This is a genomic window from Psychromonas sp. psych-6C06 (assembly GCF_002835465.1).
GTDB lineage: Bacteria > Pseudomonadota > Gammaproteobacteria > Enterobacterales > Psychromonadaceae > Psychromonas.
Genome location: NZ_PIZM01000010.1, coordinates 36,348 through 49,620, shown reverse-complemented (window position 1 = coordinate 49,620; position 13,273 = coordinate 36,348). Strand labels below are relative to the sequence as shown.

At 38.0% G+C, this 13,273-nt stretch carries 10 protein-coding genes; 7 read left to right on the top strand and 3 right to left on the bottom strand.

Annotation, left to right across the window (positions count from 1 at the left end; all coding sequences use genetic code 11):
• Positions 1-180: 180 nt before the first annotated feature.
• A complete protein-coding gene (gap, locus tag CW745_RS13835) occupies positions 181-1,173 on the bottom strand; it encodes a type I glyceraldehyde-3-phosphate dehydrogenase (RefSeq protein ID WP_101109283.1) in 993 nt (330 codons plus the stop codon).
• Between the two features lie 412 nt (positions 1,174-1,585).
• Complete coding sequence (locus CW745_RS13830; RefSeq protein WP_101109282.1) at positions 1,586-2,479, bottom strand: D-hexose-6-phosphate mutarotase; 894 nt, start codon at positions 2,477-2,479, stop codon at positions 1,586-1,588.
• A gap of 296 nt (positions 2,480-2,775) precedes the next feature.
• Here CW745_RS13830 and malQ point away from each other — a divergent pair, with 296 nt between their 5' ends.
• Genes malQ through glgX form a run of 3 tightly spaced genes read left to right on the top strand, consistent with a single transcriptional unit; the run spans position 2,776 to position 9,448 of the window.
• The gene (gene malQ / locus CW745_RS13825; RefSeq protein WP_101109281.1) at positions 2,776-4,980 is read left to right on the top strand and encodes a 4-alpha-glucanotransferase; all 2,205 of its coding nucleotides are present in this window, start codon (positions 2,776-2,778) and stop codon (positions 4,978-4,980) included.
• Between the two features lie 10 nt (positions 4,981-4,990).
• Entirely contained in the window at positions 4,991-7,336 is a 2,346-nt protein-coding gene (gene glgB, locus CW745_RS13820) for a 1,4-alpha-glucan branching protein GlgB (protein WP_101109280.1), read from the top strand.
• Entirely contained in the window at positions 7,337-9,448 is a 2,112-nt protein-coding gene (gene glgX, locus CW745_RS13815; RefSeq protein WP_101109279.1) for a glycogen debranching protein GlgX, read from the top strand.
• Between the two features lie 56 nt (positions 9,449-9,504).
• On the opposite strand, the gene CW745_RS13810 is transcribed toward glgX, so the two are convergent.
• Positions 9,505-10,347 carry a DUF2989 domain-containing protein gene (locus tag CW745_RS13810; protein WP_101109278.1) on the bottom strand — a complete coding sequence of 281 codons (843 nt, stop codon included), beginning with the start codon at positions 10,345-10,347 and terminating at the stop codon, positions 9,505-9,507.
• A 69-nt stretch (positions 10,348-10,416) separates the two neighbouring features.
• Here CW745_RS13810 and CW745_RS13805 point away from each other — a divergent pair, with 69 nt between their 5' ends.
• From CW745_RS13805 to CW745_RS13790, 4 genes are all read left to right on the top strand, one after another.
• Positions 10,417-10,698 carry a DUF1315 family protein gene (locus CW745_RS13805; RefSeq protein WP_101109277.1) on the top strand — a complete coding sequence of 94 codons (282 nt, stop codon included), beginning with the start codon at positions 10,417-10,419 and terminating at the stop codon, positions 10,696-10,698.
• A 92-nt stretch (positions 10,699-10,790) separates the two neighbouring features.
• Positions 10,791-11,492, top strand: a complete 702-nt coding sequence (locus CW745_RS13800) for a DUF4124 domain-containing protein (RefSeq protein WP_101109276.1) — start codon at positions 10,791-10,793, stop codon at positions 11,490-11,492.
• A 127-nt stretch (positions 11,493-11,619) separates the two neighbouring features.
• Positions 11,620-12,531 carry a lipoprotein NlpI gene (gene nlpI, locus CW745_RS13795; RefSeq protein ID WP_101109275.1) on the top strand — a complete coding sequence of 304 codons (912 nt, stop codon included), beginning with the start codon at positions 11,620-11,622 and terminating at the stop codon, positions 12,529-12,531.
• A gap of 89 nt (positions 12,532-12,620) precedes the next feature.
• Entirely contained in the window at positions 12,621-13,070 is a 450-nt protein-coding gene (locus CW745_RS13790; protein WP_101109274.1) for a hypothetical protein, read from the top strand.
• The last annotated feature ends 203 nt before the right edge of the window (positions 13,071-13,273 follow it).

The window sequence follows — 13,273 nt, the reverse complement described above, 5'->3', positions numbered from 1 at the left end:
TGTCAGATCTTATTTAGAGATACTAGTTCAAGAACTTTGTTTGCTGGTTTAATAACGCTAGATTTCGTTCTTGTTCCAAGATATGGAATTGAGTTATACAAATTTGTTATTACAAATTACAGACACAAAAAAGCCCGTATCGAGATACAGGCTTGTAAACAAATTTGACTATGTCAGATCTTATTTAGAGATAAGAGCAACTAGGTCAAGAACTTTGTTTGAGTAACCGATTTCGTTATCGTACCAAGATACAACTTTAACGAATTTGTCAGTTAGAGATAGGCCAGCAGCGCTATCGAATACAGAAGTTTGTACTTCACCGATGAAGTCTTGAGAAACAACAGCTTCGTCAGTGTAACCAAGAACACCAGCCATTTCGTTTTCAGAAGCACGCTTCATTTCAGCACAGATTTCTTCGTAAGATGCAGCAGTTTTAAGGTTAACAGTTAAGTCAACAACAGAAACGTTAGCAGTTGGTACACGGAAAGCCATACCAGTTAGAAGACCGTTAAGAGCAGGAATTACTTTACCTACCGCTTTAGCAGCACCAGTTGAAGATGGGATGATGTTCTGAGAAGCACCACGACCACCACGCCAGTCTTTAGCAGAAGGACCGTCAACAGTTTTTTGAGTTGCAGTAGTAGCGTGAACTGTAGTCATAAGACCAGATTCAATGCCCCACTTGTCGTTAAGTACTTTAGCCATAGGAGCTAGACAGTTAGTAGTACAAGAAGCGTTAGAAACGATATCTTGACCAGCGTACTCGTTAAAGTTTACGCCGTTTACGAACATTGGAACGTCGCCAGAAGGACCAGTTAAAACAACTTTCTTAGCACCAGCTTCGATATGTTTACGAGCTGTTTCGTCAGTAAGGAAAAGACCAGTTGCTTCAGCAACTACGTCAACACCAGCTTCATTCCATTTAAGGTCAGCAGGGTTACGTTCAGCAGTAACACGTACAGTCGTACCGTTAACAACTAGGTTACCGTCTTTAACTTCAACAGTACCGTTGAAACGACCGTGAGTTGAATCGTATTTTAGCATGTAAGCCATGTAGTCAACATCGATTAAGTCATTGATTGCAACAACTTCTACGTCTGCACGTTCACAAGCAGCACGAAATACGAAACGTCCGATACGACCAAAGCCGTTGATACCGATTTTAATTGTCATTATTAGATCCTTTTAGATGGTTTGATTTTAAAACTTGTGTTCATTATAGAGTTCCAAAATTGAGCTGACTTGATGTTGGTCAAGAAATTTGCTCTGAAAACTACAATTAACTAATAAAATTACCACTTTACAAACAAGTTTTATCATTTTGCTGTTTTTTTGAGCAAAATGACTCTGTAATTAAATTACGCAACCATATTAAGTGCAATTTCACAGAAAAGAAAGTAAAACCCCAATTTTCAACGTCAATTGTCACTTAATTGAAAGATTATGAGGTGGGATTAATTTTATTACGTCATTAATTGATCAGAAAATAGAGAAGAAAAGTGAGTGTTATGTTGTTGGTCCTAATAAAAAGGGATAGCTGAAAGCTATCCCTGAAGGCAGAGGGTGTAATTAAATAACGAATTGGTTATTTAATTAGCGTGCTTAATATGTGCTGTTCCCCTGAACTTACAAAATGACCTTCACTACGTGTGATAGTTGACTCTATACATAACATCGTTTGATAGCCGTCATCTGGCATGTCTGCAAATGCAGTTGCACCTTCAATCCATGGCGACCAGACAACTTCTGAGTCATTGCCTGTATTAGTGATCGTTAAAGTGCGCTGCAGCTGTTGATCTTCAAGCTGTATCTCTCCTTGCGCTTTGTTGTAAATAGAGTCAATTGCTTGATCAATCGCTAAACTGCCATCACCCGTTTCAAGTTGTTTATTTTGTAGGGAATTTGCAAATGTTTCGTTTAAGCCTGACACTTTAACAGCTTCGGGTGTACCAATATTTAAATAGGTATGAAGTGCACTTCTATAAGTAAAGTTTTGTGTCCCTTTATTTTCAGTGATTAACTGTAACTGTAACTGCTCGGTTAATGAGGCTTTGAGTGTTAACTCAAACTGATAAGGCCACATTGCCAAGGTTTTCTCATCGCTAACTAACTTAAGTTCAAGCTCAACGCCTTCCTCTGTTTCTTCAATGTTACCGATTGACCATTTACTGGTTCGAGCAAATCCATGCGAAGGTAAGTTGCCTCCTAATTCAGGGCTTGCAGGTCCAAACCAAGGCCAACAAATTGGCACTCCTCCGCGAATTGCTTTTTGATCATCGAAAATAGCCGTTTTACTTAACCAGATAATAGGTGCTTGATTTACCGGTTGGAAGTGGATGAGATGACCACCATGCAAGGTAAAAGCTGCTGCTAATTTTTTATGCTCGATGATTAAAAATTCAAATCCATTTTTATCAACTTGTAAGCTTGCAGAAGGTGTCAGTGATTTTGTTTTATTTAAAAAGAGGTGTGAGATCATAAATTTACCTTTGTAATGGAATACAACGTAATGAAATGTAACAAGGGGTTAACTCATTTTTTATTTACTCTATTATGAAGTGTCGATTTTTAAAAGTAATAATATCGATCAATAAATATGTTCATAATATCAGTTGTTATATATCAAGTTGTAAGCAGAATATTTAAGCCCTTTGGCTTTTGTGTAGATAATGAATTTACAGTGCATCAAAATATGATATAAATGTTCTGATATTAAACTAATGTCAATTTGATGCTGGCCAACCCAGCATATATACAATTAATATAAGGTGTTATATGACTCGTTCTAGTTTAGATATGTTTATGGAGTTAAAAGGAATTGATCCTAACTTCGTTGATGCTTGGGGAAGTCCTGCAATTGTTTCCGAGCAACATGTAAAAAACCTTATTAATAAGATGGGGTATGATGCCAACAATGAAGCACAACTGCTTGCTCATTATAAAGAAGAAGAAAAACGTCATTGGTTATCTTTACTTCCTCCTGTTACCGTCGCGCAACAATCAGATTGCTATACGATAGATGTTTGTTTGCCGATCGATTTTGTGACTGATGCGTTGATATATCAGATAACCACCGAAGAAAATCAAATTCTTAAGCAAACAATTACCGCAACAGGTTTTCCACTTGTTGCTGTGAATGAGATAGCTGACATAGAGTTTCAATGTTATCAAGTCCAGCTAAAATTGGATTTACCCTATGGGTACCATCAATTAGCACTAATTGAAAAAGGTAATGATGAGCCTTTGGCAACTATGTCATTAATTATTACCCCAAGTGCCTGCTTTACACCAAAAGATATGCAACAAGGTAAAAAAATATGGGGTACAAGTGTCCAGTTATATTGTTTGAGAAGTGAAAATAACTGGGGTATTGGTGACTTTACTGATCTTAAATTATTACTTGAAAAAACCGCACAACACGGTGGTGACTTTATTGGATTGAACCCCATCCATGCGCTTTCCCCTGCTTTTCCAAACAACGCTAGTCCTTACAGCCCATCATCTCGTAAATGGTTAAATATCTTATATAGTGATTTAACTAATATTGACGAGTTTAAGCAAGATCCTGACATTCAAGCGAAGGTGGAAAGCGTAGCATTCCAAGACCAGTTAAATGAACTTCGTGATACACAATGGGTTGATTATGAAGGCGTTACTTCTTTAAAACTTAATGTATTACGTTCATTATTTAAGATCTTGAATAGTGCTAGCTCAAGTAAGAAACGTTTAGCTTCGTTTAAACAATACGTAGAGGTGAAAGGCGAGTCCTTGATTCAGCAAGCTTGTTACGATGCATTGCAATTTAAATTCTTAGAGGAAGACGCTTCGATGTGGGGCTGGCCTGTTTGGCCTACAGATTTTCAGTCATTTCAAAGCGATACAACGCAAGCTTGGATTGAAGCTAATTACCAAGAAGTTATGTTTTGGAGTTATTGCCAATGGGTGGCTGAACTTCAACTAGAAGAAGCTGATCAATTAGCAAAAAAACTGGGCATGACTTTGGGTATATATCGAGACTTAGCGGTTGGTGTCGGCAAAGGAAGTTCTGAATTATGGGCAAATCATGACCTTTACTGCGAACAAATAAGTGTAGGGGCACCACCAGATATTCTTGGTCCGTTAGGGCAAAGTTGGGGGTTGCCACCTATTTCACCCGATCAGTTGTACAAAAATGGGTATCAGCCTTTTATTGATCTTTTACAAGCAAATATGAGTCATTGTGGAGCACTTCGAATTGATCATGTGATGGCACTTTTACGTTTATGGTGGGTGCCAGACAATGCGACGGCAAAAGAGGGCGCTTATATTTATTATCCTGTACAAGATCTGTTAAATTTATTAGCGCTAGAAAGTCAGCGTAATCAGTGTTTAGTGATTGGTGAAGATTTGGGGACAGTGCCTGAAGGAATTGATGTTTTGCTTCAGGATGCGGGGGTCTATTCATATAAAGTTTTCTTTTTCGAGCAAGCTGATGATGGTGGTTACATTTCACCAGCGCATTATAAAGAACAAGCGATGGCCACGCTTTCTACTCATGATATGCCGACTATTAAAGGGTATTGGCATTGTGATGATCTATATCTCGGTAAAGAGTTAGGCTTGTATCCTGATCAGCAAGTATTAGATAAGCTCATGGAGAATCGTGTCTTTTGCAAGCAACAGATTTTAAATAGTTTACATGGACATAGTAGTTTGCCGACAGAGTACAATCGGGATGCAACGCAAACAGGGATGGATCAAACCTTAAACTTTTCAATGCAAGCACATTTAGCGAAGGGAAATGCTGCTTTACTTAGCTTGCAATTGGAGGATTTTTTAGAGATGGAACATCCGGTGAACGTACCGGGTACAAGTGATGAATATCGAAACTGGCAGCGTAAGCTTAGCCAAAATTTAGAGCAATTGTTTAGCAATGAGCAAATAAAAAGTTTGCTAGAAAACTTAACTAATGCACGTAATGAAGCGTCGAAAAACAACTAGGTTATAAATTATGAACAAAAAAGTGACTAAAAAAGTAGCGGACAAGAAAGTAACAAGTAAAAAAGGGGTTACCAAAAAGGCAGTGGCTAAACAAACAAGCGCTAAACTAGCACCTGCGAATGTTGTCAAGAAACAGGAGTCACTTCATATCGAGCATGCATCATTAATTTCGCTTCTAAAAGAAGCAAAATTGAATAATCCTTTTGAGCGTTTAGGTCTAATACCATCTACTTCAGGAGGTTATATTTTACGTGCTTGGTTACCTGATGCAGATAAGGTTGAGCTTTTTAAATTAGGCGAAAATAAAGCGATCGCAGAGCTGGTCAAAATTGATGAAGCTGGGCTTTTTGAATTAGCGCTTCCATCGCTTAAAGAAAAGTTTACTTATGAATTTAATGCTATATATAAAGGTGCAGAACATCGATTTATCGACCCTTATCAATTTCATGATATTGCTTTTGACGGTTTATCAACACTACACGAAGCACCTCAAAATGTTTACAAAACGTTGGGGGCTCAACTTAAGATTGTAACCTCTCATGATCTCAACATTAGCGGTGTACGATTTATTGTATATGCGCCAAATGCATCTAGTGTTAGCCTGATTACTGAGTTGAATCACTGGGATGGTCAGCGCCAACCAATGCAACGAAGCTGGTGTGGCCACTGGGTATTATTTGTACCAGGAATTTCTGCTGGTTGCGCTTATAAATTTGAATTAAAAGATGGCCTAGGCAATCGCCTTCCTCATAAAGCCGACCCAGTTGGTTTTCAAGCGGAACAATATCCTTCTCATGCTTCCATTGTCGTGGACCATGACCAGTATCAATGGAATGATGATGCATGGCGTGAATCACAGCAGGGCGATAAACGCTTTGCTGCTATGAGTATTTATGAAGTGCATTTAGGTTCTTGGAAGCGTAAGAACGAAGAAGGCGTTGAACGGATGCTTACGTACCGTGAACTCGCTGCTGACTTGATTCCATATTTAGTTGAGATGGGCTATACCCACCTCGAAGTGATGCCTATTTCAGAGTTTCCATTTGATGGCTCATGGGGCTATCAACCAGTTGGTTTATTTGCAGCAACAAGTCGTTTCGGTGATGCTGATGATTTAAAATATTTTATCGACCAAGCTCACCAAGCGGGTATTGGCATTATCGTTGATTGGGTACCTGCTCATTTCCCTGCAGACCCTCATGGTTTAGCGCGATTTGATGGCACGCCTTTGTATGAATATGAAGATCCTCGCCGTGGTTGGCACCCTGATTGGAACTCATATATTTATGACTTTGGCCGCGACAATGTTCGTCAATTTTTAGTTGCTAGTGCACTGATCTGGCTTGATAAATTCCATGTTGATGGTTTGCGAGTTGATGCTGTTGCCTCGATGCTGTACTGGGATTACTCGCGTAATGAAGGCGAGTGGGTGCCTAATGTTGATGGTGGTAACCATAACTATGAAGCGATTAGTTTATTAAAATGGTTTAATGAAGAGGTGTATGCACAATATCCTCATGCTATGACTATCGCTGAAGAATCAACTGCATTCGCAGGTGTTTCTAAACCTACCTTTGAGGGTGGTTTAGGTTTTGGTTTTAAATGGAATATGGGCTGGATGCATGACACTTTGAGTTATGTAGAGCAGGATCCTATGTACCGTAAATATCATCATCATGAGATGACTTTTGCCATGGTATATCATTATAACGAGCATTTTGTGTTGCCTATTTCTCATGATGAGGTCGTACACGGCAAAAAAAGTATGATTGATAAAATGCCTGGGGATGAGTGGCAAGCTGCGGCTAACTTACGTGCTTATTCTGGTTATATGTATGCGCATCCAGGGAAAAAATTAAATTTCATGGGGGCTGAAATTGCGCAAAGTCGTGAGTGGAACCATGATGGTAGTTTAGATTGGCACCTTTTAGACTACGATAAGCATGCGGGACAACAACTACTGATTAAAGATCTTAACCATCTATACAAATCAAATAGTGCATTTTATGAACTTGATTACAGTACTGATGGATTTGAGTGGTTAGATCATAGTGATGGCGAAAATAGCGTATTCTCTTTTATACGCAAGAATGCGAAGCAAGATAAACAGGTGATTTGTTTATCAAACTTTACGCCAATTCCACGTGAGGGTTACCGAGTGCCAGTAAGCGAAGCAGGAGAATATGAAGTTATTTTAAACTCAGATAGTCACTATTATTGGGGAAGTAACTTTGCAATGGGGGATAAAATGGGTGTTTTTGTTGCGACAGAACATGAGTGGCAAGGAAAAGCATATTCATTTACGGTAAATTTACCGCCGTTATCAACTGTGTATTTACAAAAAAAGGGTAGTTAAGTGCGTGATGAATTACTGACTTTAAGTACTCATGAGCACCCATTTTCTGTATCAAGTGGGCAATTTTTGCCACTTGGTGCACACTTAGATGAAGATGGGAAAGGTTGCCACTTTTCAGTTTATAGTTTAGGGGCATTTCGTATTGAGCTATGTCTTTTTGATAAGTGTGAAAATGAGGTCTCACGTTATGCCTTGGATGTAAAGTTAGGGCATATGTGGAGTATTTTTGTGCACAATGTCAAAGCGGGACAACTATATGGTTATCGTGTTTACGGTGAAAATGATCCTGCTAATGGGATGATGTTCGATCCTGATAATTTGTTAATCGACCCCTACGCAAAAGCATTAAATCGTGTGCAGCATAGCTTTGAAACATTAGAAAACAAAGCTGATGGCTTGCACATTTCTAAATCGATGGTGATAGATGGGACTTTTGATTGGGAAGGTACTAAAAAGCCGGTTATTCTTGATGATGAACGAATTCTTTATGAGGTGCATGTAAAAGGCTTTAGCCAGCTTAATGAAGCGATACCTCTTGCAAAAAGGGGCAAATATTTGGGGTTATCAGCCCCTGCAAGTATCGCGCACTATAAAAAGCTAGGCATCACTAGTTTACAAATTATGCCTGTTTTCAGTTTTATGAGCGAGCCTCGTTTGAAAGCTCTGGGTTTAACTAATTATTGGGGGTATAACCCGATCAACTTCTTTTCACCGGAATGTCGATATGCACAATACGATGCGGTGAATGAGTTTAAAACGATGGTTAAAGAGCTTCATCAAGCAGGTATTGAAGTTATTCTAGATGTAGTTTACAACCATACTGCAGAGTCAGGTATTGATGGTGCTATTTTAAGTTTTAAAGGTTTTGATAATCGTCATTATTATACTTTTGAAAAACACGCAAATAGTGGAGCACCCGATTACCTAAATCACAGTAACCATTCGGGGTGCGGTAATACGGTAAATCTTAATAACCCATGGACTTTGAAATTAGTCTTAGACTCTTTACGTTATTGGGTAACAGAGATGCAGGTTGATGGTTTCAGATTTGATTTAGCGGTAACACTAGCGCGAGAAGAGAATGGTTTTAATGAACAGAGTGCATTCTTCAAGTCTTTATTACAAGATCCTGTCCTGAGCAAAGTTAAGCTGATTGCTGAGCCATGGGATATTGGCCCAGGTGGTTACCGCTTAGGTGGTTTTCCAAGTGATTGGCTTGAATGCAATGACCGCTTCCGAGACACACTACGCTCATTTTGGCGAGGTGATACGGGACATGTCGCAGATGTAGCGACTCGCTTGTTAGGCTCTCGTGATATGTTTGCAAAACATTACCGTTCTAACTCAACAAGTGTCAATTACATTTGCTACCATGATGGTTTTACCCTCGATGACCTTGTTTCTTATGCGGATCGGCATAACCTTGCCAATGAAGAAAATAATCGTGATGGACACGGTAATAACCTATCGGCAAATTATGGCGCTGAAGGTGATACGGATAATCCACGTATTAATGCCTTAAGAGAGCAACAAAAGCGCAACCTGATCACCACTCTTTTATTATCACAGGGAACACCGCACTTTTTAGCTGGTGATGAGATGGGCAACCATCAATCAGGAAATAATAATGCCTATTGCCAAGACAATAAAATAACTTGGTTAAGTTGGAAGCTTGCAAAAGTAGACCAACAGCTGTTTGATTTTACTTCTGCGACAATCAAATTGCGCCGAGAGTCACGTTTATTTGGCAAGTTAGTACTTAGTGATGACTGCTTAAATGGATGTGAAAACTCAGACTTAGTAAAATGGTATCACCCTGATGGCTATTTGATGGAAGCTGTGGATTGGCATGCGCATAACTCACAGGCAATTGCTGTTGAGTTAAGGGAAGCTAGCACAACAGGTGAGCATTGGTTTGTGATTTTAAATGCTTCAAGTTATCAAATAGGGTGTAAGTTGCCTGAATTGAAAAAAGGCCTTATTTGGAAAGTCAAAGTTGATACTGCTTGTGAGAGCGGGCAACTTGTAGATGAACAGCTAAATTGCCGTGAATCAGTGCACTTGAAGGGGCATTCTTTAATGCTTCTAAAATGTATTAGGCACTTACGCTAAGTTTCAGTTAATAAGAAATGAAAAAAGGCCTGATGGGCCTTTTTTTATATTTGTTGCTATTTTAAAATTGGAGCCTGTTCATTAAACTTACCTGATTTCAATAGTTTATAATAATATTCAGCCTTATCCTCTAGCTGGACTTCATTACGAATTACTTTATCACCGCTTACGATCCCTTTTTTTAAAATAAGTTCTAAATTGATTGGAAATTCATCCTCTTCGTCTTCTTCCTCTGCTAATAAAGCCCATACATAAGCCTCTTCAAACTGTTTATGCTGATAAAATATCGTCATGATAATGGCGTAACTAGAGTGCGGGATCTCCTCTAACGACTGGCTACTCTTTAATGCTCTATAAAAAATCGTAAGTGCCTGTTGGGGATCTGATTGTGCATTAACGGTTGCAAGTTTAAAGAGTAACCGCGTATCCGTAACATCCTCTTTAGTCGCAGCTGATAAAAACACCTCCCGTGCTTTGAGATCTTGATGCCGTGTCCATAGGTAGTAGGCGAGCATTGGATCCTGTGTACCCTTGCTTTCAAGTAATTGCTCTTGCATTAATTTTTGTGCTGTTAAGTAGTTTTCAACTCGTTTTTGCTTACGCACTTTATTTCGCGTAAATTGCATGAAAAGCGTTAACTCTAGACATGACTCATATTCATCAAGTTCATTTAGCAGTTTCCGTTGGTTATCTTCTGATGGTTCAATTTTATCGTAATAGCGGGCTCTAATAACCGTTGTACGTTTAAAGCGGCAGTCGCCAATTTTATGTATATCTGCGCATAACTCTGGTGAGTCTTTACAAATGCTGTTTATGTCGTCATTTCTGAAAGAATCACAGGCCGTAAGTAGCATAGTAACCGATACAATTGAGAGTTGAATCGCTGTCTTAATAATCATAGGTAGAAATCTTCTATTAAATCAATATACTTAGCTTAGAACAATTTATAATAATAGTGGGTATTTTGGGTGTCAAATATTACAGAGTATGCTAAAAACTTATCTCCTGAACTTTATCAGCAACTAAAACAAGCGGTTGAAACAGGTAAATGGTTAGATGGTAACAAGCTAGATGAAAACCAAAAAGCAGATACGCTGCAGTTAATCATGGCTTACCAAAGTTTACATAATGATAAACCCGATCACTTTAGCATTGCTAAAGGTGGTGAGATCTACATGGAGAAAAAATCTGTTTTAAAGGAGCAGTTTGCAAGTTCCAATAACGATATTTATCAGGTTGATTTAGAATAAAATCATAAACAATTAAGGCAATTTTCTTTCTCTATTTTCAAATAAGAAGTAAGCTAAAGTAACTCAAAGGAATAAAGGTTCTTTTTATATATATGTTTATCCACTCCGCTGTATTCATACTGATACTTATTTTCACTGCGCCCGTCTATGCAGAGGTATATAAGTGCGATGAAGATGGTGTAGTGCGCTATTCAACAACCCCTTGTAGTAGTCAAGTTATTAATTTAGATCTCGACGATACTGATATAGAGCCCGAAGTTAGCGAAGAAGAGCGTTTTATCACTCCACGCTATACGGGGTGGAAAAATGGCTGGCAAAAAACTAAAGATTTAAAGCTAGAGCGCTTTTTTGAAATCGAATATGAGCCTATTTCACCCTCTGCTTCAGAAATGCACTCTTCGATTAATCAACAAAAATTAACCAACCTACCTCAGTCCATGAGCGTGCAACGATTTGCAATATCGGTAGAAGATATTATCGAAAGTATCTGTGCAAACGCATTAATCTATCAACCTAAGTTGGCGAAGAAGTTACCTGATACCGTTTTTTATGGGCAATATGCATGTTCTTATAAGCGCGACACTAAACGCGGTGAGCTAGGGTATTATAAAATAATGCGCGGTGAAAACAGCATCTACATGATTGCTATAAAGTGGTCAGTCGACTCCTTTGAGATAGAGGAGGGTAAGGTGCCTGATGTGATTCAAGAAACACAGCAGAAAGATAAAATAAATATCGCTCAAAGGTATTTGAAAAATAAAGTTAAACTGTGCAGAGCAGGTCGTTGCTTTTAGGTTTTTCTTTGTAATTTCACGTTAAAAGCTTTAATTCTTCTTACTTTTCATGTTCAACTCATTATCCTCCTTTACTTTATTATTATTATAGTTCACTCTTAAAGCTCCTATATTTAAGGGTTTATTCATGAAATTGCAATTATCAACATTCGCCTTACTGCCATTGATTCTGCTAGTAACTGCATGCGGGACATTACCGGAAAAAGAGCAACGTCAAATAGACAATAATAATCCCATGGTTGTTTTACCTATTGCAACTGCCGTACAAATTGATTATCAAGATGAAGTTAAGCTATTACGTCTAAATCAACTAATTTCTGAGCATAAAGGTGAAAAACAACAAAAAGCACTGTTATTTTATGAGCGCGGTATTATATATGACCGTATGGGGCTCAGTGCTCACAGCCGTTACGACTTTACGCAGTCGATTAATACTTTTCCTGCTTTTCCCGAAGCCTATAATTCATTGGGTGTTTACTTATTGTTAGCCCAATCTTATGACGAAGCATTTGATGCGTTTGATGCCGCGTTAGAGTTATCCGATAAGATGCAATATAGTTATTTACATCGTGCTATCGGCTTATATCATGTTAAACGATATCCTCTTGCTTCACGTGATATTAATAAATTTTATCAACTTGATAAAAATGATCCTTACCGGACCTTATGGCGATATGTTATTGATAGTAAAATCGATGAAGCCACCGCACTCGCTGACTTGCAAATGCAAGCTATAACAACAGAAGATAATCGTTATGCATGGACCATTGTGGATGTAATTGCAGAGAGAACAACAGAGAAAGAGTTCTTTGAATCAATATCTCAGGGTGTGAATAGTAATAAACAGATGGCAGAGCGCCTTTGTGAAGCATATTTTTATCTTGGTTATTGGCATAAACTTGCCGGTAATTTAGATAAAGCCATTTATTACTTTAAACTAGCAACTACAACTAATATCCATGAGTTTATTGAATATAAATATGCATTAATGGAGCTTGCTTCTATTCAAAAAGAATTAGCCCAATCTTCTGGCGGTTAGGTTAATAGTTTGTTAAATATTTGCATAATGTAGTTACATTTTATATAAGGTTTTGCTAATATTTCGCGCGAATGGATTCGGTGAATATTATGCAAAACAAATGGATAAATAATTTTATAAAACAGCAGGTCGCAATTTTTGCTATCTGCTCTGTTTTATTTCAAATTTATTTATCTGCTTTTTTGACACTTAACATTAATACGATTCAACAGCCTAACTGGCTTTCTGAACTACTTGGAGACAAGGTGCTCGTGTGTTCAGAGGACGGGTTTAAATGGGTTAGCATGAGTCGAATTGTCAAACAAAACAACCAGTTACTAGCTGAATCTGAAAGCGCTCACCAAATAAGTAAATATCAATGCCCATTGTTAGAAGCATTTAAGTATCCAGCTATTTTCTTCGCGATATTTATTGCCGCAATGATTAGCTGGATGAGGCACTATAGTTTTGCTGTTTCTATTTTCATTGTTTCTATTTCTTCACAAAAATCCTATTTAAGTCTTGCTCCTAAGCAATCTCCCCCTGCAATATCTTTTTAATATGTATCGATATAAACGAAATAAATAACTGCTCTATTTTGTTAGTTAAAGAAACTTAACAATTCGCTGGAATTTTTATAAAGCAAAGAACGATTCACAAAACGTTCGCTTTTAATAAATCTATTTTTCTAGCAAAACTTAGCGTAAATATTTACTTCGATTGATAATAAATCCGAAATATGAGTGTTTCTGTTCAAGGACTT